This window comes from Methylobacterium sp. Leaf399, from assembly GCF_001424525.1.
Classification (GTDB): Bacteria; Pseudomonadota; Alphaproteobacteria; order Rhizobiales; family Beijerinckiaceae; genus Methylobacterium.
The window spans coordinates 710,666-734,934 of sequence record NZ_LMQK01000001.1 but is presented as its reverse complement, the minus strand read 5'-3'; the positions used below and the strand labels follow the sequence as shown (position 1 = coordinate 734,934).

29 protein-coding genes are annotated in these 24,269 nt (G+C 67.2%); 8 read left to right on the top strand and 21 right to left on the bottom strand.

Annotation, left to right across the window (positions count from 1 at the left end; translation table 11 throughout):
* Positions 1–239 precede the first annotated feature (239 nt).
* Together ASG40_RS03360 and ASG40_RS20975 are read right to left on the bottom strand one after the other, a co-directional pair.
* Entirely contained in the window at positions 240–683 is a 444-nt protein-coding gene (locus ASG40_RS03360) for a hypothetical protein (RefSeq protein WP_055880393.1), read from the bottom strand.
* Positions 684–774: 91 nt separating this feature from the next.
* The gene (locus tag ASG40_RS20975) at positions 775–927 is read right to left on the bottom strand and encodes a hypothetical protein (RefSeq protein WP_156387528.1); all 153 of its coding nucleotides are present in this window, start codon (positions 925–927) and stop codon (positions 775–777) included.
* Between the two features lie 846 nt (positions 928–1,773).
* Here ASG40_RS20975 and ASG40_RS20180 point away from each other — a divergent pair.
* Positions 1,774–3,171 (top strand): AAA family ATPase, encoded by a 1,398-nt coding sequence (locus ASG40_RS20180; protein ID WP_162243287.1) that lies wholly within the window; start codon positions 1,774–1,776, stop codon positions 3,169–3,171.
* Positions 3,172–3,298: 127 nt separating this feature from the next.
* Positions 3,299–3,754 (top strand): RloB family protein, encoded by a 456-nt coding sequence (locus tag ASG40_RS20175; RefSeq protein ID WP_162243286.1) that lies wholly within the window; start codon positions 3,299–3,301, stop codon positions 3,752–3,754.
* Between the two features lie 514 nt (positions 3,755–4,268).
* On the opposite strand, the gene ASG40_RS03355 is transcribed toward ASG40_RS20175, so the two are convergent.
* The 5 genes from ASG40_RS03355 to ASG40_RS03345 all read right to left on the bottom strand — a co-directional run bounded on the left by ASG40_RS03355 (position 4,269) and on the right by ASG40_RS03345 (position 8,263).
* Positions 4,269–4,910, bottom strand: coding sequence for a hypothetical protein (locus tag ASG40_RS03355; RefSeq protein WP_055880387.1), 642 nt, complete (start codon positions 4,908–4,910; stop codon positions 4,269–4,271).
* Positions 4,911–5,594: 684 nt separating this feature from the next.
* Positions 5,595–5,723, bottom strand: coding sequence for a hypothetical protein (locus ASG40_RS22325; protein ID WP_274533817.1), 129 nt, complete (start codon positions 5,721–5,723; stop codon positions 5,595–5,597).
* Positions 5,724–5,787: 64 nt separating this feature from the next.
* Positions 5,788–6,423 (bottom strand): hypothetical protein, encoded by a 636-nt coding sequence (locus tag ASG40_RS03350; RefSeq protein ID WP_156387527.1) that lies wholly within the window; start codon positions 6,421–6,423, stop codon positions 5,788–5,790.
* 902 nt (positions 6,424–7,325) lie between these two features.
* A complete protein-coding gene (locus tag ASG40_RS22320; RefSeq protein ID WP_274533816.1) occupies positions 7,326–7,451 on the bottom strand; it encodes a hypothetical protein in 126 nt (41 codons plus the stop codon).
* 509 nt (positions 7,452–7,960) lie between these two features.
* Positions 7,961–8,263, bottom strand: a complete 303-nt coding sequence (locus tag ASG40_RS03345; RefSeq protein WP_156387526.1) for a hypothetical protein — start codon at positions 8,261–8,263, stop codon at positions 7,961–7,963.
* Between the two features lie 231 nt (positions 8,264–8,494).
* On the opposite strand from ASG40_RS03345, the gene ASG40_RS20170 reads away from it, so the two are divergent.
* A complete protein-coding gene (locus tag ASG40_RS20170) occupies positions 8,495–8,695 on the top strand; it encodes a ribbon-helix-helix domain-containing protein (RefSeq protein WP_082523895.1) in 201 nt (66 codons plus the stop codon).
* A gap of 40 nt (positions 8,696–8,735) precedes the next feature.
* On the opposite strand, the gene ASG40_RS22005 is transcribed toward ASG40_RS20170, so the two are convergent.
* Positions 8,736–9,014 carry a hypothetical protein gene (locus ASG40_RS22005; RefSeq protein ID WP_244480506.1) on the bottom strand — a complete coding sequence of 93 codons (279 nt, stop codon included), beginning with the start codon at positions 9,012–9,014 and terminating at the stop codon, positions 8,736–8,738.
* Between the two features lie 173 nt (positions 9,015–9,187).
* On the opposite strand from ASG40_RS22005, the gene ASG40_RS21600 reads away from it, so the two are divergent.
* Complete coding sequence (locus ASG40_RS21600; RefSeq protein WP_200944186.1) at positions 9,188–9,331, top strand: hypothetical protein; 144 nt, start codon at positions 9,188–9,190, stop codon at positions 9,329–9,331.
* Between the two features lie 35 nt (positions 9,332–9,366).
* On the opposite strand, the gene ASG40_RS21595 is transcribed toward ASG40_RS21600, so the two are convergent.
* From ASG40_RS21595 to ASG40_RS03315, 6 genes are all read right to left on the bottom strand, one after another.
* Complete coding sequence (locus ASG40_RS21595) at positions 9,367–9,543, bottom strand: hypothetical protein (RefSeq protein ID WP_200944185.1); 177 nt, start codon at positions 9,541–9,543, stop codon at positions 9,367–9,369.
* Between the two features lie 96 nt (positions 9,544–9,639).
* On the bottom strand, positions 9,640–10,317 hold the full coding sequence (locus ASG40_RS03335; protein ID WP_055880374.1) for a recombinase family protein: 678 nt from the start codon (positions 10,315–10,317) through the stop codon (positions 9,640–9,642).
* A gap of 562 nt (positions 10,318–10,879) precedes the next feature.
* Positions 10,880–12,760, bottom strand: coding sequence for a SufS family cysteine desulfurase (locus ASG40_RS03330; protein ID WP_055880370.1), 1,881 nt, complete (start codon positions 12,758–12,760; stop codon positions 10,880–10,882).
* The gene (locus tag ASG40_RS22315; protein ID WP_055880367.1) at positions 12,747–14,138 is read right to left on the bottom strand and encodes a family 2B encapsulin nanocompartment shell protein; all 1,392 of its coding nucleotides are present in this window, start codon (positions 14,136–14,138) and stop codon (positions 12,747–12,749) included. Before ASG40_RS22315 ends, ASG40_RS03330 begins: the two co-directional genes overlap by 14 nt.
* Positions 14,139–14,512: 374 nt before the next feature.
* Entirely contained in the window at positions 14,513–15,274 is a 762-nt protein-coding gene (gene cysE / locus ASG40_RS03320; protein ID WP_244480523.1) for a serine O-acetyltransferase, read from the bottom strand.
* Positions 15,275–15,410: 136 nt separating this feature from the next.
* Positions 15,411–15,602, bottom strand: coding sequence for a hypothetical protein (locus ASG40_RS03315; protein ID WP_055880358.1), 192 nt, complete (start codon positions 15,600–15,602; stop codon positions 15,411–15,413).
* 266 nt (positions 15,603–15,868) lie between these two features.
* On the opposite strand from ASG40_RS03315, the gene ASG40_RS03310 reads away from it, so the two are divergent.
* From ASG40_RS03310 to ASG40_RS03300, 3 genes are read left to right on the top strand one after another with little or no spacing between them, the layout of a single operon-like run.
* A complete protein-coding gene (locus ASG40_RS03310) occupies positions 15,869–16,348 on the top strand; it encodes a TIGR01244 family sulfur transferase (protein WP_055880355.1) in 480 nt (159 codons plus the stop codon).
* The gene (locus tag ASG40_RS03305) at positions 16,345–16,770 is read left to right on the top strand and encodes a YeeE/YedE family protein (protein ID WP_338011760.1); all 426 of its coding nucleotides are present in this window, start codon (positions 16,345–16,347) and stop codon (positions 16,768–16,770) included. The genes ASG40_RS03310 and ASG40_RS03305 overlap by 4 nt, the downstream gene beginning before the upstream one ends.
* On the top strand, positions 16,767–17,204 hold the full coding sequence (locus tag ASG40_RS03300; protein WP_055880351.1) for a YeeE/YedE family protein: 438 nt from the start codon (positions 16,767–16,769) through the stop codon (positions 17,202–17,204). Before ASG40_RS03305 ends, ASG40_RS03300 begins: the two co-directional genes overlap by 4 nt.
* 34 nt (positions 17,205–17,238) lie before the next feature.
* On the opposite strand, the gene deoA is transcribed toward ASG40_RS03300, so the two are convergent.
* The 4 genes from deoA to ASG40_RS03280 are packed head-to-tail and all read right to left on the bottom strand — an operon-like array spanning position 17,239 to position 20,520.
* Complete coding sequence (gene deoA, locus ASG40_RS03295) at positions 17,239–18,549, bottom strand: thymidine phosphorylase (RefSeq protein WP_055880348.1); 1,311 nt, start codon at positions 18,547–18,549, stop codon at positions 17,239–17,241.
* The gene (gene deoC / locus ASG40_RS03290; protein ID WP_082523894.1) at positions 18,546–19,250 is read right to left on the bottom strand and encodes a deoxyribose-phosphate aldolase; all 705 of its coding nucleotides are present in this window, start codon (positions 19,248–19,250) and stop codon (positions 18,546–18,548) included. Before deoC ends, deoA begins: the two co-directional genes overlap by 4 nt.
* 38 nt (positions 19,251–19,288) lie before the next feature.
* On the bottom strand, positions 19,289–20,062 hold the full coding sequence (locus ASG40_RS03285) for a purine-nucleoside phosphorylase (RefSeq protein ID WP_055881244.1): 774 nt from the start codon (positions 20,060–20,062) through the stop codon (positions 19,289–19,291).
* A gap of 47 nt (positions 20,063–20,109) precedes the next feature.
* The gene (locus ASG40_RS03280) at positions 20,110–20,520 is read right to left on the bottom strand and encodes a cytidine deaminase (RefSeq protein WP_055881239.1); all 411 of its coding nucleotides are present in this window, start codon (positions 20,518–20,520) and stop codon (positions 20,110–20,112) included.
* Between the two features lie 148 nt (positions 20,521–20,668).
* On the opposite strand from ASG40_RS03280, the gene ASG40_RS03275 reads away from it, so the two are divergent.
* Positions 20,669–20,890, top strand: a complete 222-nt coding sequence (locus ASG40_RS03275; RefSeq protein WP_055880341.1) for a DUF2093 domain-containing protein — start codon at positions 20,669–20,671, stop codon at positions 20,888–20,890.
* A gap of 217 nt (positions 20,891–21,107) precedes the next feature.
* Here ASG40_RS03275 and lpxK read toward each other — a convergent pair whose 3' ends face one another.
* From lpxK to ASG40_RS03260, 3 genes are read right to left on the bottom strand one after another with little or no spacing between them, the layout of a single operon-like run.
* Positions 21,108–22,091 (bottom strand): tetraacyldisaccharide 4'-kinase, encoded by a 984-nt coding sequence (gene lpxK / locus ASG40_RS03270; RefSeq protein ID WP_055880338.1) that lies wholly within the window; start codon positions 22,089–22,091, stop codon positions 21,108–21,110.
* Positions 22,092–22,107: 16 nt separating this feature from the next.
* Positions 22,108–23,412 carry a 3-deoxy-D-manno-octulosonic acid transferase gene (locus ASG40_RS03265; protein ID WP_055881235.1) on the bottom strand — a complete coding sequence of 435 codons (1,305 nt, stop codon included), beginning with the start codon at positions 23,410–23,412 and terminating at the stop codon, positions 22,108–22,110.
* A gap of 32 nt (positions 23,413–23,444) precedes the next feature.
* On the bottom strand, positions 23,445–24,167 hold the full coding sequence (locus ASG40_RS03260) for a lysophospholipid acyltransferase family protein (protein ID WP_055880335.1): 723 nt from the start codon (positions 24,165–24,167) through the stop codon (positions 23,445–23,447).
* Between the last annotated feature and the right edge of the window lie 102 nt (positions 24,168–24,269).

Below are 24,269 nucleotides of genomic sequence, written 5' to 3'. Positions count from 1 at the left end.
CTCGCAATCACGGGCAACTTCAGGCCGGAGCGGCCGGTGGCTGCAAGGTGACCGATCAGACCCCGATCCGCCTCGCCACCTTCGCCAGGACGCTACCAGGAAGCCGGTGTCACAATACTCGAAGTGACCGTGAAGTCGGGTGAGGGTGGTGTGAGCCATGAGACGGGTAGCAGCCTCGTGGCCGGGAGCGAGCACCTAATGCCCACCCCCGGCCTCCTCAACGCATCTCTGCGACGGCCTCAGTTGCCTAAGCCTTGCCCGAACGCCTTGCCCAGTTGGTCCAGCGCCGAGGCCCCGGCACCCCCGCCAGCCCCCGCACCGTCCTTCCCGGCCACCGCCCCCCGCGCCTTCATGTTCTGCCGGGAGACCGCCTCACACACCTTCGGTGCCGCCATCATCTGGCGCCACGGCGCGTCCCGGTACTTCGACACGGTGCCCGTCAGCATGGCCGCCTTGGTGCCCTTCGTCTTGCGCTCCTCGTCGGGCGCCTTCTGGTAGGCCCTGGTCGCCATGATCTTCTCCAGGGTCTCCTTCATGCTCGGCCCCCGGGGTGGGTGCCCGGCGAGATGCTGGAAGGCATCGTAGGCATTCCGGCCGTCCTTCATGGTCACCTCTTGGAGGTCGACCTCACGCTGTCTCGGTGAGGGCGGGCCGAACGGTCCCGCCCCTGCCTCATCGATCATGCGGCGCACCTCGGCGTCCACGATGCCACCAGCGCCGTGGACCCAAAGCCACTTGTGGACCGTGAGGGGGGCTCCCGAAGGAGTATGGTTACTACCCAGTGGCCATCAGGTCCTTTCGGAACTGAGGGGCCAGCTGCCCGCCCCCGGTGAAGTGCCCCGCGTGGGTGAGCATTGCGGCGATGCTCATGAAGAACGAACCCATCGCGAACTGGCCCATCGCATGCGCCTGCTTCTCGGCACCCATCTTCCCGCGGATCACCCAGCTCCTTATCCAGCTTCTCGACGGACTTACGGGTCTCCGATTTACCAAAGATGAAGACGGAGGTTCCACCAGATCGACTTGGCGGCACCCGTGAGGATGGCCGCCCCGACTTGCTCCAGGGCGTCCAGCTCGTTCCCGTTCACGGTGGGCAGGAGAGCCAGCGCAGGGGCAGAAGCAAGGTAGGAGCCTGGAGCGGGGCAGCCCGTCAAGCGTCCAAGACCGAGAGTAGGTGCGGGATTATAGGTTCAAAACCCAATCAGCTCGACCTTGAAAAGGACCGCTTCCGACCGATTGCGTTGGAAAAACTCAGGAGGTGGTCGAAACGGTCCACTCGACGGAACTCAGAAGAGAAGATATTTCTTACAGGTCGCCTAATATCCATGCACCAATGCCAAAAAACTTTTTCGGAGAGATATATATTTGTCTCTGCGGTGAGCTATATGGAGTGGAAGTGGGCGCCGCCGAGTTTTTCAACACAATTGATCCTTAGCAGACCAAGGCAGCGTAGGTCAGAGTAACCACCCACTCACCACCATATCAGATTGGTGGCAAAATCGATCGTTATCCCGACACCGAGAGATCATGCCCGATTGCATCACCGAGTCAGAAATAAAGCGATACATCCGGGAATGGTCTCTGTTCTTCTCCTACTCAAAGCTGATTTAGCAATCTTGCACAGCCGATCAACTTGCGGTCGGAGAAAAAATCTCCGGAACCGACTGAAAGAATTGAAAAGCTTGCCGTTAGATGGCATTCCACGCCCTAAGATCGCGCAAACTTGCGTGCTTGGGTCCTATCAAGGCACGCGGATCAACGAAGGAATTTTCCATGCTAATTAGATTTACAGCCGAGAATATTCTATGTTTCAAGGAAGAGGTATCCATATCGTTAGTTGCTTCTTCAGACGATAAGCATATTAATCATTTATTACCTGGCAATTCTGATAAAGTTCCACGTTTATTGAGAGCTTCTGCCATATATGGAGCAAATGGACACGGTAAAACAAAGATTGTTGAAGCAATTGATTTTATGAAGGGGCTTGTAGTCAACGGGACGGATGGGGATGATCCGATAAATGCGCCGACATTTCGGCTCGATAGCTCATATTTAACAAAGCCAACAAAGCTTGTTATTGAATTCAGGATTGGAGATCGCGATTACGAGTACGGAATAACATTTACTAAGTCTTATATATGCGAAGAATGGCTCTTTTATACAGACCTTCGCGGCAAAGAAAAATTGTTGTTTGAAAGAGTTACAACAATGAAAGACGAAAATAATTTCGAAAACAAATTCAAATTCGGAGGCGCCATGATAGACATGAAGAGCCCAAGTAAATCTGTAAAAACTTCTGTTTTTTTAGAAGTATTAGCAAGCGGTACACGAAAAAATCAGCCCTTTTTGAAAGACGCTGTAGAGAGAAAAGTGATAGGATTAGAAGAGGTGTATGAATGGTTTGATAATATTCTATCTCCTGTAACAGCTGAATCTGTTTACTCCTCACTTTTTCGAAGAGCAAAAACTGAAAAATCCTTCGTTGAAGCAATGTCTGAATTTATGAGCAATGCTGATGTCGGAATTCATCGGATGGATTTTGACGAATTTTTGTTAGATTCGAATATATCTTCTATTTTACCACCATCAGTTCTTAAGGCAGTCGAAGAAAGAATAACAGGGGATAAAATAGTTGAAGTTGGAACCAGTGATGGCTCCGTTATGATCTTTGATAAAAATAAAAGCGGTCAGATTACTGCCTCTCGTATAGTTTCGATTAGAAAAGACGATGCTGGTAAAGAAGTGAAATTCAGTATGCATGAAGAATCTTCTGGAACTAGGCGTCTTTTAGACCTTATACCGATGCTCAAATCTGGAGATGATAGACGAGTATACATCGTAGACGAGTTAGATAGAAAATTACATCCAGTTCTCGCAAAGAAATTTATTGAAGTATTTCTCAAATCAAATGTGAACCAACTTATATACACAACTCACAACACATATCTTCTTGATTTAGATTTACTAAGGAGAGATGAGATATGGTTTGTGCAAAAGAAGAGAGACGGAAGTAGTGAAATATATTCACTCTCGGATCTGAAAATAAGACCTGATTTAGATGTTAGGAAGGGGTATCTCAATGGCAGGTTTGGGGCGATACCTTTTGCCGGTAACACTCAGGATCTAGGCTGGCCGCCGGTAGAATTAGGGGATGCCAATGCTCACAAGTAGAAAGAAGCGTCCTCTTGATCGTGCCTCTGCTACAAGGGATGCTAAATTAATTGTTATTGCATCAGAAGGTGAGAAGACTGAAGTAATATATTTCGAAATATTTCAAAGTACTAAATTAAAGATTTGATTGATTAATTCTCAGGGTGGGAGAAGTTCCCCTGCTCACATAATGGAAAATATGCAAACCTATATTGACTCTTACGAAATTGGAGGCGGTGATGAGCTTTGGCTTGTCTTGGATAGAGATGCATGGCATCCGAGGATGATCAGCCAAGTTGCGACTTTATGTAAGCAAAAACAGGTTCGACTTGCAGTAAGCAATCCCTGTTTCGAATTGTGGCTTGCTCACCATTTTGATGATGTTTTACCTAAACCATTAGACTGCGCAAGCTTACAAAACCACCTACGACAATGTATGCAAATTTATAATAAATCTAGCTACAATGCGGGTTGTTTATTGGGTTCTGTTAATAAAGCTATTGAGAACGCTAAAAAATTAGATAAAAATCCGAATAGTAGATGGCCGCATCCTGCAGGAACAAGGGTGCATGAGTTGGCATATTCTATATTAACGTCTATATAGTGACCTGTCTCCCTGGTCGATGCGCGCCCATTGAAGATCAATGTCGAACATTAAGCGCCCGGGACGGCAGCTTGCCACTCACAGCGGCCCTCTAACAAGGTTAAACTGACTGGATTTTGACCCTAGTGTTTCTCCCGGGGGGGGCTTCTGGTGTCGGCGCGGGGGTAGTGATCGGAGCGGCATCTGTGAGAGCTTTGAGGTCCGCTGGGGTCATCTCGCCGGGGGGGGCTTGGGAGCGGCAGGGGGTGGGCATTGCGTCGAGGGCCAAGAGTTCTTCAGGCGACATGGGGTGGCGTTCCTGGTGAGGGGTGGATGCGTGCGGAGACACCCGGCAGAGCAGGGGTGCTTAATGCAGGGCGCTGGGTAGTGCGGTGGCGGTGGGTATGTTCGGGGTGGCGGTGATGCTGGGATAGGCCGGAGGGGTGCCACCCCACATGTTCCCCCTCCGGCCGGCTACCCCCGTCTTCAAGGCGCCCCGTCAGGCTGCTCTCGGCGGGGAACTTGGTGTCAGACCTCAGGCCTCGTCGGCGTCGGGGTCCTCGGAATAGTAGGCGTCCACGAGGCGGAAGCAGTCCCGGAGGATGGCCTCGTACTCTGCCCGGGTCACCCGGATGTCAGGGCGGCGGTGGTGGTTGCGGTCCCAGTACCCGAGGGCCGTCGCGATGGCGTCCTCGCGATCCCTGCGGGGTGCGCCGAGAGCCATCGGGTCATACCCCTCGCCGCCGGTTGCCCGGAAGTTCTGCGGGTGCTGGTCGTGGTGGTCGGACCTCTTGCACTGCTTCACCACCTGGCCGGGCCTGGGGTTGGCGACGAGGCGCCCCAAGGTGTGCCGGTAGTTACCACTCCACGGGCGGACGTAGGCCCAACCACCGCCGTTGTCGTTCACCGAGGCACCGCCTCCAAAGGCTAGCAACAGGTCCAGCATGAGGAAGACCACGGGGGGAGACCACCGTGGACCACGGTCCGCGTTCTGGACGGTGAAGTAGACCGAGACCGGCCCGTTGTTCGGCGCCGGTGCCACCCAGATGCCCGTGAAGGGGCCATGGGGTCCGACCGTGAGGAGCGCGGGGTCGGGCTCGGGGGCGGTGGGGTCTTTGATCTTGGCGAGGGCTTGGCGGAGGTAGGTGATGCGGGCCTCCCACGCCTCTGCGCTCATGGGTGCATAGCCGTAGGATCGTTTAGGCTTGCGAGGGGGTGTCGTGTCGTTTGCCATGGGGTGGCTGGTCCTTGCTGGGGGTAGCGGCCGGGTGGGGTTCCGGTCCGGGGGCACACAGCTCTCTCCCCCCAGCACCGAACGGTCCGGGGCCCCTTGCGGGCACGGGTTCTCGTTCCCCGGAGCGGAGTTGGCGGTGGTGAGGGCGAGGCTGTGATGGGGTTGGGCTACCGCTCTCAAGTGTGCGGGAGGTAGCCAAAGGGATGGGGCAGCGAGCGGCGGGAGCCCGGTGGGGCTGCTACGCGTCTAGTCGTGCCGTGCTTGGGTAGGGCGGCCGAGCGCCCATGGTGACCGAGTAGACCCCGACCGATCATATCTGCCGGATGAGGGGCTGGTGGGTTTTCACCGGGAGGCAGGGGGCCGAGCGGTCGGCGCTAGGCCCTACCGTATCCCGATGTATTTCCTGAGACGCCGTGCCTGCGGGACTATCAGCGGGCGGGCGGCGCGAGGTCTTACCGTATCGGAGGGTAATTCGGGCGCTGGGGCTTCATAGGGGATCACCATATGGGCGGCGCTAGGTCTTCTGGTAACGGGACCTAATTCTAAGCCATTGAGAACCCACGGAGAAATGCCGAGCGGACGGCGCTAGGTCTTACCGTATCCAAGCCTAATTCTAACCCATTGAATTTACGCGAAGAAATAGTCGGACGAAAGCACGTCGCCGAGGTCGAGGTTTCCACGCGCAGGCAGGCGCCGGGGCTGCTCCTCCGCCAACTCGCCCGCAGCCATCGGGTCGAGGTCCGGCCGGGTCGCCATGAGCTGCGCCACGATGACGGCAGCGCAGGAGCGGCGGTAGGTCTTCTCAAGTCCTCGGGTAATTCTAACCCTTTGATTTTGCGGAGACCACTTTCTCCCCGTCCAACGGCCGGAGGAAGTGCATCGCGTGCTCAACGTCGAACATGCGGAATGCCCCCTTGAGCATGGCCTCGTAGCCCTCGGGGGGGAGGAGGGCAGTGAGACCCCACTCCTCCACGCGGTCCCGGTAGCGGCGCACAGCGTACCTGATGGCGTCTTGGTGTCTCCTCCCAGCCCAAGGCCTTCCCCGCTCTACCAACAAGCACCACGGACGAAGGTCTACATGGCCCTCTTGGAGCCGGACCACCTCGTCATCGTCGGCATCGGCCATGAGACGGGTGAGGGTGAACCCGGGGGCCAGCACCTCGATACCGTGGGCCGCCTCGCGTTCGTAGGGCAGACCTCCAGACAGCGAGAGGACCCGGAGGAGGAGGAAGCCGGCGTGGGTGAGGAGGCGGTTGTTGCCGTGGTTGATGGCAAAGAAGATGGCGGGTGCGTTCGGGACCTCCTCATCCACATCGACGTAGCGGGCATAGGAGATGGGGCCGTAGGGCAACCCGATGACGAGGCGGCGGGGGTCCGGTGCGAGGGCTGGTGCCGTGTTCGGGTCGGGTGGCAGGAGGTAGGCCACCATCTCATCGAAGTAGGTGACCAGACCCATCACCATCTCGGGGGGCGGGGGCTTGGCCTGTTGCCGGACCTTGCGGACCTTCGGGGTGGCTTTGGGTTGCCTTGGGGTGGGAAGGGGTGGTGGCTTGGTCATAGTCCTAGTGGCGGGCATGTGGGGGTGCCTCTCAGGGGCGGCTTGGTGGTGGCCTAGTGTGGTGCTCGAAGACCTCCAGCCCGCTACCGCAAACAGAGTGGTCTAGTAGGAGAGCACTGGTGGTATCACTCAAGGGTGGGCTGGAAGACTGCTCGGGGTGGGAGATGGGGTGGCAAGGTCTAGGGGGTAGGGGTGTCAGATAGCGTGCTGCTAGAGGCCCCGGCGGAGGCGGCTTTGAGCTATCTCTCTCATAACGACGGGGTATTGCGAAGATGATTTGTCGCATGCTTTGTCAGGCCATTGCAGAGAAATGCTTTTTGCCCACGAAATTACTGAAAGCGGCACCTCCAAGATAGCTTCCCGAAGCCACCCTCTTGACACCATTTCTCCCCCTCTTCCGCTGGGTTCCATGAGGCACCCCCTACAGCACCAGTATGGGCCCCTATGCAGACCCAGTGCCCAGCCCTGTGCTGCCCTCTGGTTTGGGGTGGGGGCATCAGGTTCTCGGTGCCTGCCCTTGTGCCTGCCTTGGGGTAGGGGCCTGCTTCACCACCCCTCATCTGGTCCAGCTTGGGGTGAGCATCCGGGTGGCTTGGGGTGGGGGGCTAGTGGGATAGGTGGAGCACAGACCTAGTGGTAGGCACCCAAGCATTGCGCCCATGCTCACATGCACCAGGGTCCTAGGGGTCTAGGTGATGAGGGGTCTACACTACATGCTATAGCACCCGGGGGAGGCTTCGAGCCCCTTCCATATACGGAGGGTATTTCGGGCTATTTCCTCAATGATTTCAATGGGGCCCTTAGAGCGCCCGCTTGAACACCACGCGGAACCACGAGGAACCCGTGAAGGCGAGGGCGGCGAGGTCCCACCCCCGGGAGCCGTACTCCGCGAGCCGCAGCGCCAAGTCGTCGTCCTGGACGCTCACTTACTCGGCGAGCGCGGCCTTGAGCCTGACAAGAGCCTCGGTGGCACAGCGCCTTTCGGCGACTGCTTCCGCTCAGCGGCTTCCCTCGCGCATCGAGCCAGAAAACCCTCTTCCTTGGCGCTCGACGGCCTCTGCCGCTCGGCGGCTTCCCTCTTCAGTCGTGCCAGAAAACCGCCGCCCTCCACGCTCGAAGTCGTAGCTGTACGTCTCCGCGCCGGCCCGCTTGTAGACAGACATTCGGTTCGGCTCCGATCTTCGAGGAAGCGTAGGACGGCATCGAGGGTGAAGACGCGACGAGGCGCCCTCTCCCCGAAGCCGATCTGGACGTAGCTGATGTGGCCCCGGCGAATGTGCCCGCGAAGGGTCTCCGGGTCCATAGGGAGCAGGCGGGCCAGCTCGGCAAGCGTGATGGTGGCCTGCCGCTCGAAGACGGCGGCGAGCGGTGCGGGGCACGGGATCGAGAAGCCCCGCACGGTCACACCAGAAAGAGGCCGCCTGTCGTCCATGGTCTACGTTCTCCCAAGCTCGGCGCCACCACCAAGCCGCCCGAAGACTGCCGGCAGGGCAGCCTCGGCGGCGTTGAAGAGATCATCCATCGCGACGTTCGATTGCTCTTCTGCGGCTGCCTGTACGGCTACCGCCTTGGTCCGCCCGAGCACCTCGAAGTCATTCTCGGTGACACCTTGGCAGTCCACAATGGTGTAGAGCGCGAACTCCAGGGCGATGGCGCCAATGCGGTCTCGTGTCTCGATGGGAAGGCCCCGCCACGCCGACTGGAGGTCAACCGGACCGGGCACGCCGTGGCCCTTCAAGACTGGCGACAGGGGCGGCCTGGGGCGGTGACGATAAGGCACGGGTCGGCGCAAGGCGCGGCAGGCTGCTCGCTCATGGATGGGCTCCAGGATCGGGGTGTGGGGTGTGAGAAGGGCTGCGGTGTGAGGCAGCACCTCGACGCACCAAGGGGTAAACGGGGCCGTTTAACGTGTCAATAACCGGGGCCTTTTATGGTCCTGGGCTTAGCCGAATGCCTGGAGCAAACCGCCATGGGACGACCCCCGCTCAACGTGAAGACCATGAACGTGCGGCTGCCGGAGGGGGTGCCGGAGAGGATTGATGCCCTCGTGGGAAACCGGCGGCGGGCCGAGTTCATCCGGGATGCCGTAGTCGCCGAGCTGGAGCGTCGAGAGGCGGGCTCCTCGAAGGCAAAGCCCCCGGCAGGCGCAGGGACGCCCGAGGGCGCGTAGAGCCTACTCCGGTGGTTAGTCCGCCCTGAGGCTCGCGGCCTCAGTCCCCCTCCTCCCCATCGTCTAACGCTCCCCTGACGTACCCTCGGGAGATCAGCCGGCTTCGGCTCCGGGTCCTGCGCTCGGCCTCCAGGAGGTCCGCCATGGCATCCGTGATCGCGCACCGAAGGGCTAGGTTGGCATCCCCCTCGGTGGCCATGAGGTAGGCGTGGGCGATGGCCTCGACTGGGCAGGTGGACGCGGGTTCGGGGTCTGGTCTCGATGCCACCGGGAGGGTCCCTTCTCGACTCGATGTGAGAACGAAAAGAGAACACCGCATGGCGAGGGTGGCTTGGTCAAGCGGGTAAGGGCCGCCGGGCACTCCCCCGCGTGAACCCTTCGTTCACCATGAGGCCACCACGGCGCCGGCCCCAGCCCGTGGCTGTGCGCTACCGCATGCCGCCCCGGAGCCCTCGGGCCTAGACCGCCTCCATGACACATGAGGCGAGAGCGATGGGCTCGAAGGTGATCCTGGCAATGACCGTGCTGGCCTTCCTGATGACCGGCAAGGCACCGGGCATACGCGAATTGCGCAACCCGGATGCCGAGGCAGGCCATGGGCGGATCGTGCTCGCGACCAAGCGGGCGTCAGCCTGACAGGATAGGTCTCGGGACCGCCCGGCGCCGAGGCCTCAGTGCTCGGTGCCGGGCATGTTGGCCCTCGGGGCGCCACCGTGATCCTTCACGATGCTTGAGCGTGCCGGGTCGTTCTTCAGGTCCGCGACCTGCTTGCGGGCGCCGAGGGCCAGGAAGAGGATACCTCCGAGCGTTCCCAGCGCCAGGAACAGGAGTGGGTAGCCAGCACTCATCGGTCTTGCTCCAGTTGGCCCCGTCTGGACGAAGGGGTGATCGGGAACAATGCTGCCAGATAGGCTTGGGTTGCGCAGTAAAATGCCGAGCGGCTCCTAAGCCACCCGAGCCAAGGCCCGCTTCACCGCCGTAGCCGTCCAGGCGCCTTTACGCGGGGTCTGGTGGCCCAACTCGTTGAGGCGCTTGGCGAGGGCGTTGAGGCTCACCACACCGCCGGCCTGAAGCCCCTCCAGCACGGGCAGCACCGCGAAGGCCGCATGGTCTGCCTTGCGCTGCCTCACAGCCGTTGCCTGCGCCACGTCCTCTGCCGAAGGCGGCGCGGGTGGGCGATACCCCCGATCCCCTCCTAGCTTCGTGCCCCGGCGCTTCGTGGCTGCCAGGGCTGCCTTGGTCCGCTCCGAGATCATCTTGGCTTCGTGCTCGGCCACGGCAGCGAGGATGTGGACGGTGAGCCGATTGGCCTTCGGGAAGTCCACCGCCTCGAACTCGACGCCGCCTTCCATGAGGTTCGAGATGAAGGCGACGTTGCGGGCCAGCCGGTCCAGCTTCGCGATGAGGAGCGTGGCGCCCGTCCTCCGGCATCGCGCGATGGCGGCCTGAAGCTGAGGCCTGTCGGCCCGCTTGCCGCTCTCCACCTCGACGTAGGGCGGCTGGAGGAGGAGGTCTCCCGGCCGGAGGTGGGACTGCATGGCGGCTTGCTGGGCCTCCAGGCCGAGCCCAGAGCGGCCCTGCTTGTCGGTGCTCACTCGGCAGTAGGCAACGTAGGTGGTCATGGCGGCGGGCCTCGGTGGCGCTCGCCCTAAGCTGAGCCCTCGATAGGTCCGTGTCAATACCGATCAACGCTCGTCGATGAGTGGTGATATGGTCTTGGCTCGCCGCTGCCGAGGTGCGGCCACGTCTCACCCCTCGCCGATGCCGACTTAAGTTGCGAAGGATGATGCTGCGCCTGGACTTGAGGCGGACGGCGGGATGCAGCCAGGGCTGCCGGCCCGGTGACTCATTCGCGCGGGCGCCCGGAGATGGTCACGCGGGTAGGCGGGGGTGCTACTCCACGCGCTAGGGCGTGCGCGAGTACCCCTACGGGGGGAAACGCCTGCGCTGGCCTCTACGTGTCAGGTCTCGCATGGTTGACCCCTTGGGTAGTCGGGGTGACCTAGTGATCCGGCTTGACCGTCCAGGCAGGATGGTCATACAAAGTTTGCCTCAAGGGCGGCGCTAGAATACTGATTAACAAGCAGAATTTCGCCTCATCGGTTCAACCTGCCGGGGACGCCACCTCCAGACAATCGGCACGGCCGTGGCGGGAGACGGGTGGACCCGTCTCCCGCGGTCCGCCTATCGCCGCGCCAGGGCGTGCAGGCCTTTGAGGAAGACGTCCACGTCCTCGCGGGTGTTGTAGAAGGCGAGCGAGGCGCGCACCGACTGGTCGACGCCGAAGCGGCGCAGGGCCGGCAGGGCGCAATGATGCCCTGAGCGTACCGCGATGCCGCGGGCGTCGAGGTGCTTGGCCACCGCCTCGTTGTCGTGGCCCGCCACCGTGAAGGACATCACGCTGGCCTTCCGGCGGGCGGTGCCGATGAGGCGCACGCCCCGCACCTCGGCGAGGCCGGCCTGCGCATACTCCAGGAGGTCGTGCTCGTAGGCCGCGATGCCGGGCAGGCCCACGCCCTCGAGGTAGTCGAGGGCGGCGCCTAACCCCACCGCGCCGGCGATGTCGGGCGTGCCGGCCTCGAACTTTTCGGGCGCGCCCTTGTAGACGGTTTTCGCGAAGGTGACGTCCTCGATCATGTGGCCGCCGCCCTGCCACGGCGGCATCGCCGCGAGCAGGTGCGTCTTGCCGTAGAGCGCCCCGATGCCGGTGGGCCCGAACACCTTGTGGCCGGAGAACACCAGGAAGTCGGCGTCGAGGGCCTGCACGTCGAGGGGAATGTGCGGCGAGGATTGGGCCGCGTCCACCAGCACCGGCACCCCGTAGGCGTGGGACAGCGCGATGATCTCGGCCACCGGGTTGATGGTGCCGAGCGCGTTGGCGACATGGGTCACCGACACGATCCTGGTGCGGCCCGAGAGCAGGGCGGCGAACCGCTCGAAGATGATCTCGCCCCGGTCGTTGACCGGGATCACCCGCAGGGTGGCGCCGGTGGCCTGGGTCAGGAGCTGCCAGGGCACGATGTTGGCGTGGTGCTCGATCTGGCTGACGATGATCTCGTCGCCCGGACCGATGTTGGCGCGGCCGTAGGAATTGGCCACGAGGTTGATCGCCTCGGTGGTGCCGCGCAGGAAGACGATGTCGTCCTTGCTCGGCGCGTTGAGGAAGCGCCGCACCGTCTCGCGCGCCCCCTCGAACAGGTCGGTGGAGCGCGCCGCCAGGGTGTGGGCGGCCCGGTGGATGTTCGAGTTGTGGCGGCCGTAGAACTCGGACGTGGCGTCGATGACGCTCCGGGGCTTGTGCGTGGTGGCGGCGTTGTCGAGCCAGACCAGCGGATGGCCGTTGATGGTCTGGTGCAGGGCCGGAAAGTCCTTTCGAACCGTCTCGACGTCGAAGGCGGCGGCCGGCGGGGCCGAGGCCGGCGCGTGGACATGGGTCGGCGTCCCGCCGGCCCGCGAGCCCCGGTGCGCGTCGAGCCGGTGCTCGTCGAGGCGGTGGGAGGCGGCCGGCCCCGGCGCGGTGCGGCTCGTCTCGGACGTGAGGAAGTAATAGTCGCCCGGATACTCCACCGTGCGCACGGGCCGGGACGAGGGCCGGCCCCCGTCGTGGCGGGCCGGCTCGGTCGCCGGTCCGGCCCCCTGGGGGTGGACCGAGGGAAGGGCGAAGGCGGTGGCGCGCGGGTGGTCGCCCGCGATCCGGCGGTGCAGGTCGGGCCCGCCGGGCAGGCCGGCCGCCGCCTCGGACAGGCTCGGCACGAAGAACTCCGGCAGCGGCCGAAGAGCCGGCGGGTCGGCCAGGGGATGCACCGAGGGGATCGTCGCCGTATCGAGCGGCGGGGTGTGCGTGATGCCGGGCACGCCCACGGGGGGCGTGCCGAAGGACCGCGAGCCCACGCCCGCCTCCCGGCTCACGCCCGGCGCCTGCGCTGACGCGGGCGTGACCGGAGCGCTCGGCCCATGGCCCCGGCCGTAGATCTCGTTGGCCAGCCGGGCCACGAGATCCGCGTGGGAGGCCTCGCCGGGAATCCCCGGCGAAGCGTGGAGGAACCCGGTCTCAGGCGTAGTCATGGTAGTTGCCCAGGAGCACGTTATCGAGGCGGGCGATGGCGTCCTCCACCAGCACGGCGGCCGAGAAGTAGCGGGTCACGAGGTGCGAGGCGATGGAGTGGTCGTTGGTGCCCATGTAGCGCACCGACAGGCCGGGCTCGACCTCGCCGGTGACGCCGGACTTCTGCAGGCCGACCACGCCCTGCTCTTGCTCGCCGACGCGCAGGAGCAGGATCGAGGTGGTCTGGGCGCCGGTGACCGGGTCGATGTCGATGGGCAGCTTGTCGCTCGGCACGATCGGGACGCCGCGCCAGGTGAGGAAGGGCGAACCGAACAGGTGGATCACCACCGGCGGCACGCCGCGCCGGGTGGCCTCGCGGCCGAAGGCGGCGATGGCGCGCGGATGCGCCACGAAGAAGGCCGGCTTCTTCCACACCAGGGTGAGCAGCTCGTCGAGGTCGTCCGGGGTCGGCGGGCCGCCGCGGGTGGGGATGCGCTGGCGCGGGCCGACCTCGTGGAGCAGGCCGAACTCGGAGTTGTTGAACAGCTCCCACTCCTCCCGCTCCTTGACCGCATCCACCGTCAGGCGGATCTGCTCGCGCAGCTGGTCGATCTCGTTGGAGTAGAGGTCGGTGACGCGGGTGTGCGTGTGCAGGATCGTCTGGATGGTGGAGAGGTGGTACTCGCGCGGGTCGATCTCGTAGTCGACGTAGGTGGTTGGCAGGCGCGGCTCGCCGGTATGGACGGCCAGGAGTTCGATGCCCTGCTCGCCATGGGAGTTGGTGTGGCCCTTCAGACGGTCGCGCTCCTCCTGGTACTGGGTGATGCGCGAGCGGATGGCCTCGTCGTCGATGGCGGCGCGGTCGAGGGTGAGCAGCGTCACCGCCGAGAGCGCCTTGACCGCCGGCGCCGGTCCGTTCTCGCCCACGAGGTCATCGTCGCCGAAGTAGTCGCCGCGGGTGGCCAGGCGCTGGCGCAGGCGGTTCTTGAACGGACCCGACAGGCTGAGCTCGACGGTGCCGTCGGCCACCACCGCGAGGCTGCGGCCGGTGGAGCCCTCCTCGGCGATGACGTCGCCGGCCTTGTGGTGGCTGAGGGTGAACGTCTGGGCCAGCGTCGCGAGCTCGGCGTCGCCGAGCCGGCTGAACAGCGGCACGGCGCGCAGCGAGGCCGAGCGGATCGTGCGCTCCTCGCCCTCGTTGACCAGCGTCAGGCGGCCGGGCTTGGCCAGCACCACCGCGCGGCGGTTCACGCGGTAGACGCCGCCGGGCACGTCCACGAAGGGCAGGAGCCGGTGGAACCAGCGCGGGGTGGTGGCGGCGTTCTGGACCGCGGTGACGGTCGCCGTCGCTAGGTTGCGCGCCGCAGAGGCGCTTACGCTCAGACCCGGTCCACTCATCGTCTCAAGCTTCCTTTTTGTCGTCGGGGGTCGTGATCGGGAGGGCTGGTGACGGGCGGTTGCCATCCCGTCGGGCTATGGCCGCAAGCAAACGCACCGCCCGAACCTTGTCGAGCAGGGAAAAATCACCCCGATTCGTGTGATGTCGACTGTCTAACGCAATCATAAATTGCGTCATCGCTCCGTATTTAGTCTTTAGATTTCGAATTCGTCAATGGAACTAAATTCTATATTGACATAACTTCTCAGAAAAGACTTGTCGGATCCGGAGGTAGACTGCGGGAACGGTCTTTCCGCGCCGCAATCGGGAGAGGTTTATCCTCGAGAACGCCGCCGCAGTGGAAGCGAACGAGAAAAGCCTCTCGCGGAGGCGGTCAGATCCCGTCTGCGAAAAACTGGTCCATGCTGAGGGCGGGCGCCTCGCCGGTCCCGAGACGGGAGACGACGCGGGCCGGGACGCCGGCCACGGTGGTGTGGGCGGGCACATCGTGCAGCACCACCGCTGCGGCGGCGACCTTGGCGCCCTCGCCGACCCGGATGTTGCCGAGCACCTTGGCGCCGACGCTGAGCAGCACCCCACGCTCGATCTTGGGGTGGCGGTCGCCGCTCTCCTTGCCGTTGCCGCCCAACGTCACCGACTGCAGGATCGAGACCTCGTCGGCGATCACCGTGGTCTCGCCGATGACGACCCCGGTGGCGTGGTCGATGAACACGCCCGAGCCGATCCGGGCGGCGGGGTGGATGTCGGCCCCGAACACCTCCGAGATCCGGCTCTGGACGTGGAGGCTCAGGGTGGCGCGGCCCTGGTGCCAGAGCCAGTGGGCGACCCGGTAGCCCTCCAGCGCCGCCAGGCCCTTGTAGAACAGGAACGGGTCGAGGTAGCGCCGGCAGGTGGGATCGCGCTCGCGGATGGCGACGAGGTCGCGCACCGCGTGCGCCCCGGCGTGCGGGTCGGCCTCGAACGCCGAGAGGCAGAGGTCGCGCATCGCCAGGCGCGCGAGGTCGCCGTCGCCCAGGCGATGGGCGAGGCGATAGGCGAAGGCGTGCGCGATCGACCGCTGGTCGAGGATCGTCGCCTGGATGATGCCCGCGTAGAGCGGTTCCTCGATGATGGCGGCCTCGGCCTCCGCCCGCATCTCCCGCCAGACGTCGGCCTCGGTGGTGCTGTGGCTGATGCTGCGCAGAGGCGGCTTGAGGCCGTCGAGGGTGCCGGCCGCCGTCACGGGCGGCCGCTCCTGGAGGTGCGATGACGCTGTCATGCGGGCCGCGCCGTCAGGCGACGCGCGTGAACAGGGCGGCGATGTAGCTGACGAGGACGCCGTAGCCGTCGAAGGCCACGTCCACCGCCAGCGGCCCGTCGGTCGCGGGGTGGATTCCCACGACGCGACCCGTGGCGTGCCGCCAGATGCCGAGGGCTTCCGCGACGTCGAGCCGTGCGAACACCACCTGATCCCCTGGTGCCATGGCGTAACCCTCCTGCCGATGCTGCTATTCTTGACAATCGCGTCTGTTCTGGTGGTCGAACGGTCAGGCCCTCCGCGGTCGGTGAGGCCGCGGATGGAGGTTTCTGCGACGATCCCATTTCATGGACGATTCTTGCTCCGTGGGGCTGGATTGGCGGTTCAAAATTCTATAAGTCATTGATTTACAATGCATATTTGACGATCTATCAGCGAAACACAAGGGGGCGGCGTCGCGTTCGCCCGCCGCAACGACGAAGAGGACAGCCCATGCCGCTCACGCGCGTCACCCCCAAGCTCCTGGTGTCGGGGCAGCCGAGTCTGGCCGAGATCGCCGATCTGCCCGCCCACGGCGTCGCCGGCCTCCTCAACAACCGGCCCGACGGGGAGGAGCCAGGCCAGCCGGGCGCGGCGGCCGAGCGCGCGGCGGCCGAGGCGGCCGGGCTCGCCTACGCCGACCTGCCGGTGACGGGCGACACCATCACCCGCGACGACGTGCGCCGCTTCCGCGAGACGGTCGCGGCCGCCCCCGGGCCGGTCCTCGCCCATTGCCGCGGCGGCACCCGCTCGCTCACCCTGCACGTCCTGGGAGAAGTCCTGGACGGGCGGATGCGGCGCGAGGACGTGCTCGCCTACGGCGCCGGCCTCGGCTTCGATCTCACGGGCGCCCTCGCCTGGCTGCGCCGGCACGCGCCGGACCTGACCGGAGACGCCGGCACCGGGAACGCCGACACCGGAGAGACCCCGTGATCGACATCCTAAGCCCGGTGCTCCCCTCGCTCGCGGGGGGGCTCCTCATCGGGCTGTCGGCCGCGATGCTGCTGCTCCTCAACGGCCGCATCGCCGGCATCAGCGGCCTCGTGGCCGGTCTCGGCAGGGACCGGGGCGAGCGCCGCCTGACCGATCTGGCCTTCGTGCTCGGGCTCCTGTCGGGCCCGCCGCTGTTCGCGGTGGCCACGGGGGCCTGGCCGGTGATGCGGATCGAGGCGTCGTGGCCGCTGCTCGCCGTCGCCGGCCTGCTCGTCGGCTTCGGCAGCCGCCTCGGCTCGGGCTGCACCAGCGGGCACGGGGTCGCCGGTCTGGCGCGGCTCTCGCCCCGCTCCCTCGTCGCGGTGGCGACCTTCCTGGCGAGCGGCATGGCCACCGTCACCCTCATGAGGCTCGCCGCATGAGCCCGGCCCGCCTCCTGTCCGCCCTGGCCGCCGGCCTCGTCTTCGGCTTCGGGCTGTCGCTCTCAGGGATGCTCGACCCGGTGCGCGTGCGCGGCTTCCTCGACGTCGGCGGCGCCTGGGACCCGAGCCTGATGGCCGTCCTCGGGGGCGCCGTCACCGTCTCGGCCCTCGGCACCCTGATCCAGCGCCGCCTCGCCCGGCCGGCTTTCGACGCCCGCTTCGAGATCCCCGCCGGCCGCCGGATCGACCCGCCCCTGGTGATCGGCTCGGCCCTGTTCGGCATCGGCTGGGGGCTGGCCGGCCTCTGCCCCGGCCCGGCGGTGGCCGCGCTGTCCACGGGCGCCGTGCCGGTGCTGGTGTTCGTGGGCGCGATGGCGGTGGGGATGGGGGTGCATGCCCGGGTCGCCGGACGCAGGGCGACAGGCGCATCGTGAGGGGTGGCGATCCCGGTCCGCGCGATCCGACCGATCACCCGATCCGTTCGATCACGGCCGGCCTCGGTTCACGCCCCTGCGCCCCGATCCGATAGGCCGCCCGCACCGCCGCTTCGGCCGCGTCCGCAGCCGCCTCGCTCGCCGCATGGACGATGCCGAGCGGGCGGTCGGGGCCGACCGGGTCGCCGGGGCGGGGGAGGTTCGTGAGGCCGACGGCCGGGTCGATGCCGTCCTGCGGCCGGGTCCGGCCGCCGCCCAGCGCGATGACGGCGAGGCCGAGCGCCCGGGTCGCCACGCCGGCGACGTGGCCCTGTTCCGTTGGCAGGACCGTTCGGACGACGGGCGCCCGCGGCAGGTGACGGTCGGGGCGCTCCACGAGGTCGGCGGGGCCGCCGAGCGCGCCGACCATCCGCGAAAAAGCCTCGGCGGCGCGGCCGTCGGCCAGGGTCGCCTCCAGCCGTCGGGTCGCCTGCGCGACATCCCCGGCGAGGCCGCCCAGCACCAGCATCTCGGCCGCCAGCGCCAGGGTCACCGCGTGGAAGGCCGGCTCGCGGCGGCGGCCGGTGAGGTAGTCGATCGCATAGGCCACCTCCACGGCGTTGCCGGCGGCGCTGGCCAGCGGCGCGTCCATGTCGGTGACGAGGGCGACGGTGTTCAGCCCCGCCCCCTTGGCCACCGTGACGATGCTGGTGGCGAGCGCGCGCGCCTCGTCGAGACTCGCCATGAAGGCACCCGAGCCGGTCTTCACGTCCATCACCAGGCCGTCGAGCCCGGCGGCGAGCTTCTTCGACAGGATCGAGGCGGTGATGAGATCGAGCGATTCCACCGTGCCGGTGACGTCGCGGATGGCGTAGAGGCGCCGGTCGGCCGGGGCGAGGTCGGCGGTCTGGCCGATGATGGCGCAGCCGGCCTCCCGCACCACCTGGCGGAAGCGGGTGAGGTCGGGCGCCACGTCGTAGCCGGGGATGCTCGCGAGCTTGTCCAGCGTGCCGCCGGTGTGGCCGAGGCCGCGGCCCGAAATCATCGGCACGTAGCCGCCGCAGGCCGCCACCATCGGTGCCAGCACGAGGCTGACGGTGTCGCCGACGCCACCGCTCGAATGCTTGTCGAGGGCGGGGCCGGGCAGGTCCCAGGCCAGCACCGTGCCCGACTCGGTCATCGCCCGGGTCAGCGCCACCCGCTCGTCCAGGGACAGCCCGCGAAAGAACACCGCCATGGCGAAGGCCGCCGCCTGGCCTTCCGTGACGCGCCCGTCGGTGAGCCCGGCGATGAAGCCGGCGATCTCGGCGGGCGCGAGGTCGTGGCCGTCGCGCTTGTGCCGGATGATCTCCTGGGGGAGTCTCATCGCGTCTCTCCGAGGGCGGCGGCCAGCGCCCCGTGCAGCTGGCTCGCGCCGAAGCGGAAGGTCGCCGGGCTCGCCCATTCCGCCCCCATCGCCGCGTCGGCCAGGGCGAGGTAGGGGGCGGCGTCGGCGATGGTGCGCACCCCGCCCGAGATCTTGAGGCCGGCCGGGCGCGGCCCGGCATGGGCGCGGATGGCCGCGAGCATGATGCGGGCGGCCTCCGGCGTCGCCGAGACCGGGCTCTTGCCGGTGGAAGTCTTGAGCATGTCGGCACCTTCTTCCAGGGCGAGGCGGCTCGCCCCGGCGATGGCCTCGGGCGTCGTCAGCTCCCCGGTCTCCAGGATCACCTTGAGCAGGGCCCCGCCGCAGGCCGCCCGTACCGCGGCGACCATCGCCCGGACCGGGTCGGCGCGCCCCTCCAGATGGGCGCGGTAGGGCAGGACGAGGTCGATCTCAACGGCGCCGTCCGACAGGGCCGCGCGGGTGTCGGCCACGGCACTCGCAACGTCCTCGCCGCCGCCCGGAAAGTTGATCACCGTCGCGACGCGCACGCCGCTCGTCCCCAGGTGCCCGCGGGCTACCGTGACGAAGCGCGGCCAGACGCAGACCGCCGCCACCCTGCTGTCGCGCGCCGTGGCGCAGAGGGCCGCCACGGCGGCGGCGGTGCAGCCCTCCGAAAGGTCGGTGAGGTCGAGGAGCGGCATGGCGCGCCGGGCGAAGGCGGCGTTTTCGGGCAAAGGGGTCACGGCAGTCTCGCGACGAAGGCCTCGACGAGGCGGGCAAGGTCGGCGGCCGCGGCCCTGGCCGCCGCCTTGGTCTCGGCATGGTCGGGGTCGCCCCCCTCGATCCCGGCGGCGAGGTTGGTGACCACCGAGACCGCGGCCACCGGCAGACGGTAGAACCGGGCGAGGATGACCTCGGGCACCGTCGACATCCCGACGAGGTCGGCCCCCATGCGCCCGGCCATGCGCACCTCCGCCGGGGTCTCGAAGCTCGGACCGGAGAACCAGGCGTAGACGCCCTCAAACAGCGGGACGGCGCAGGCTTCGGCGGCGGCGTGGAGATGCCCGCGCAAGGCCGCGTCGTAGGCCCCGACCATGCCGACGAAGCGGGCGTCGCTCGCCTCGCCCACGAGGGGGTTGAGCCCCGACAGGTTGATGTGGTCGGTGAGGGCGACGAGGCTGCCGGGGCCGGCCTGAGGCATCAGCGAGCCGGCGGCGTTGGTCAGCAGCAGGGCACCCGCCCCGAGCGCGCGAGCGAGGCCGACGGGCACCCGCATCGCGGCGGCGTGCCCGCGCTCGTAGGCATGGGCCCGGCCCTCGAACACCAGCACCGGCCGGCCCGCGAGAAGGCCGCTGTGCAAGCTCCCGCCGTGGCCGCTGACGCCGGGGGCCGGAAACCCCGGGATCTCCGCGTAGGGCAGGGCACGGGCCTCCCCGAGGCCGCCGACCAGGGCGCCGAGCCCGGTGCCGGTGACGATCGCGCAGGCGTAGGGGCCGGCGAATCCCTGCCGCATCAGGTGGTCGCGGGCCGCCGCCACGGCCACATCGGGCGAGGGGGCCGTCACGCCAGGTTGTCCGGCCCGAACGAGGCGGGCAACAGGTCGTCGAGGGTGAAGCTGCGCCGGATTCCCTCCGGCCCGGCCACGTGGATCGGAGCGGACGGCTCGGCGAACTCGCGGATGCGCTGACGGCAGGCGCCGCAGGGCGTCACCAGGGCCGGGCCGTCGCCGAGCACCAGGATCGCGCGGATGCGCCGCCCGCCGCCCGCCACCATCGCGGCGATGGCCCCGGCCTCGGCGCAGGTGCCCACCGGATAGGCCGCGTTCTCGACGTTGCAGCCGGCATGGACCCGGCCGGCTTCGTCGACGAGGGCGGCCCCGACCCGGAAGGTCGAATAGGGGGCATGCGCCCGCTCCCGCGCCAGGCGGGCGGCGGCGAACAGCGCGTCGAGGGGCGGGGCGGGCTCGCTCATCAAGGCGGAAGCGTCGGGCGGAAAGGCGGGCATCGCCGATCATTGGCACCAAGGCTTCGCGCCTGTCGAGGCCGGCCGCGTCGACAAGCGTCGGCCGCACTCCTAAGACACGTCATCACGGCGAGGACGGACGAAGGACGCAAGAGCGATGCTGGGGCGATACGATCGGAGCGGATCCGGCGAGGCGGTGGTGGAATACGGCGACGGCACCATGCGGGTGATCAAGCCCGGCACCTTCGTGCGCTGCGCGGTGACCGGAACCGCCATCCCCCTCGACGACCTGCGCTACTGGAGCGTCGACCGCCAGGAGGCCTATGCCACGCCGGAGGCGGTGATGGAGCGGCTGGCCGGGAGTGCGAAGGCGGGGTGAACGCGGTCGCGCGTCGGCGATGCGGCCGGGAGCAGTCTCCTCATTCTCATGAGGTGCGGCGGAGAGCCCGCAGAATCCCTCGCCGATGGCGACAGTATGTTTCCCGTGAAACACCGACGGGCCGGCCGGTTCCATGACGAAACCGGTTCTGTCCTCCGACACCCGGTCCACGGCTCCGTAGGCTGGAAGGGGACGCCCGCACCGACCGGAGTGACGATCAAAGGCTCGGGAGCCGCCGCAGCAGCCCCGCCACCGCCGCCTCGTCGGCGAAGCGCAGGGTCACCGGCAGCGCCTCGATCCGATCCGCGAAGGCCGGCGGCACGCGAACCAGGTCCTTCTGCGTGGTGATCAGCCCGGCCCCGAGGCGCTGCGCCTCGGCGGCGAGGGCGGCGAGGTCGCCGGCGCGGTAGGGGTGGTGGTCGGGAAAGCCGCGCGTCCCGACGACCTCGGCGCCGGCCTCGCGCAGGGTCGCGAAGAATTTGTCCGGCCGGCCGATGCCGGCGAAGGCGAGGAGCCGGCGCCCGGCCAGCGGCGGTCCGGACCGGTCCGGCACCAGCCGTGCGCGGAACACCGGCAGGCCGCGCGCGCTCGCCATGGCGGCGACGCGCTCGCCGGGTTCGCCCGTCCCCACCAGCACCACGGCGTCGACGTGGGGCCATTGCCGGGCCAGGGGCACCCGCAGGGGGCCGGCGGGGAAGGGCAGGCCGTTGCCGATGCCCGCACCCGCATCCACCACCGCCAGCGACAGGGTCTTGGTCAGGCTCGGGTTCTGCAGGCCGTCGTCCATCACCACCGCCGTGGCGCCCCGGTCGCGGCAGAGGCGCGCGCCGGCCGGCCGGTCGCGGGACACCACCGTCGTGGCGGCCCGGGCGAGCAGCAAGGCCTCGTCGCCCACCGCCGCGGCATCGTGGCGGGCGGCGTCCACCGCCACGGGGCCGGCGAGCCGGCCGCCGTAGCCGCGGGTGAGGAAGGCCGGCCGGGCGCCGCGATCGCGCAGGAGGGCGGCGACGGCGAGCGCCGTCGGCGTCTTGCCGGCCCCCCCGAGGGTGAGGTTGCCGATGCAGACCACCGGGCAGGGGCCGGGCTCGCCGGGCCGGTCCATGCGGGCCGCGGTGAAGCGGCCGTAGAGCCGGCCCAGGGGGGCCAGGAGCCGGGCGGCCGGATGGCGGGGGGAGGCGTCCCAGAAGGCCGGGGGCCGCATCAGGACCCGTTCACCCTCACGGCCGGGCCATGGCCGAGATGGTCATCTGCGCGATGAACGGCTCGATCACCGCCAGGGTCCGGTCGAGGGCACCCTCGAACGGCAGCAGGGCGGCCCCTCCGGCCGCGGCCATCGCCCGCAGCCGGCGCGGATCCGGCAGGAGGTCGCCGACGGCCGCGGCGAGATCGCGCTCGTCGGCCACCGCCAGGGCGCCCCCGGCCGCGTCGAGGGCGCGGTAGACCTGGGTGAAGTTCTCGACGTGCGGCCCGTGCAGCACGGCCGCCTCGAGGCGGGTCGGCTCGATCGGGTTCTGGCCGCCGTGGGGCACCAGCGAACCGCCGAGGAACACCAGCGGGCACAGGCGATAGAACAGCCCGAGTTCGCCCAGCGTATCGGCGACGTAGAGGTCGATCGCCCCGTGCGGCCAGCCGCCCTGCGCCCGGCGGGCGGTGCGCAGGCCGAGGCCGGCGACCTCGCTCGCGATCTCGGCGCCGCGATGGGGGTGGCGCGGCACCAGGACGGTGAGCAGGTCCGGCAGCCGGTCCTTGAGCGCGAGGTGGGCGCGGGCGACCATGGCGTCCTCGCCCGGATGGGTGCTGGCCGCAGCCCAGACCGGCCGGCCGCCGACGACGCTGCGCAGGTGCGCCAGATGCGCCTCGTCCACGGCGGGAACGGCGGAATCGTACTTGAGGTTGCCGGTGACGCTCACCCGCGGCGCCCCGAGCCGCGCGAACCGCTCCGCGTCCTCCTGCGTCTGGGCGAGGCAGACGGCGATGCGCGACAACAGCGCCTCGGCGGTGCGCGGCGTGCGCCCCCACCCCTTGAACGATCGCTCCGACATCCGCCCGTTGACGAGGAGCAGCGGCACCCCGCGGGCGTGCAGCGCCACGATGGTGCTGGGCCAGATCTCGGATTCGGCCACCAGGGCGAGGTCGGGCCGCCAGTGGTCGAGGAAGCGGCCGATCCAGCGCGGCGCGTCCAACGGCACGTATTGGTGGAAGGCGGCCGGCGGCAGCCGGGCGCCGATCAGTTCGGCGGCGCTGCGGGTGCCCGTGGTCACCAGCACCGAGAAGCCGCGGGCGATCATGCCGTCGACGAGGCCGACGAGGGACAGCGCCTCGCCGATGCTGGCCCCGTGCATCCAGCACAGGCGCCCCCGTGGCCTGACCCGCCCGGGCACGCCCCGGCGCTCGGGCAGGCGGGCGGTGTCCTCCTTGCCGCGCCGGGCCCGGAACGCCAGCAGGCCCGACAGGGCGGGCTCGGCCAGGGTGAGGCCGGTGCGGTAGGCCGTGATGCTCAACGGCAGGGGTGGCGCCTTCATCAGGGCCTGCGCCTTCTGGAGAGCCGGTGCCGTCATGGCGGATTCCCGACGCGGTCGTGGCGCCCGACCAGGGTGTAGGCGCGGTCGTGGACCCGGTTCATCTCGGCCTCCACCGCCAGGCGGATCGCCTCGAACGCTTCCGGTTCGATCTCGCGCGGCACCTCGAAGGCGCGGCCGAACACCATGGCGCCGCGCCCGAACGGCAGGCCGAAGCAGGCCCGGTCCCAGCTGCGCAGGCGCAGGTGGCGGCTCGTCACCACCGCCACCGGCACGATCGGGCGGCCCGAGAAGCGGGCCAGGGTCAGGATGCCGGCGTCGCAGCGCCGCGACACCTTCGGCACGTCGGCGCTGAAGGCGACGCTCTCGCCGTCCTTGAGGGCGCGCAGCATGGCGCGCAGGCCCTCGGCCCCGCCCTTGGCGCGCACGTCGCGCACGGCGCGGCCGCGGGCACCCGAGGCGCGGATCACCCGCACCCCCATCCGGGTCAGGGCGATGGTGTTGACGTTCCCGTCCGCCGAGCGGGAGATGATGGTGGCGATGCGGTCGTGCGGCCGGCGCATGAACGAGATCATCGTGTGCTGGCCGTGCCACATGCCCGCGATGAAGGGCGAGAGCCCGTCGAGCCAGGGGTCGGGGCCGGCGGGCTCGACCACGAAGCGGTTGGTGCGGCGCACGAGGCGCAGGTAGCGCTCGGCCAGGACTCCAAGGACGGTCTGCACCGCCGGCGCGCGGCCGATGCGCTTGACCAGGCTCATGCCGCGGAACGGGCGGAGTCGAAACGGGCGGGTCGGGACCAAGCGGTCGGTGTCATGTCTCGCTCCCCCGGGATGCGCCGCGCGCGGAGCGTCTCCCGGTGC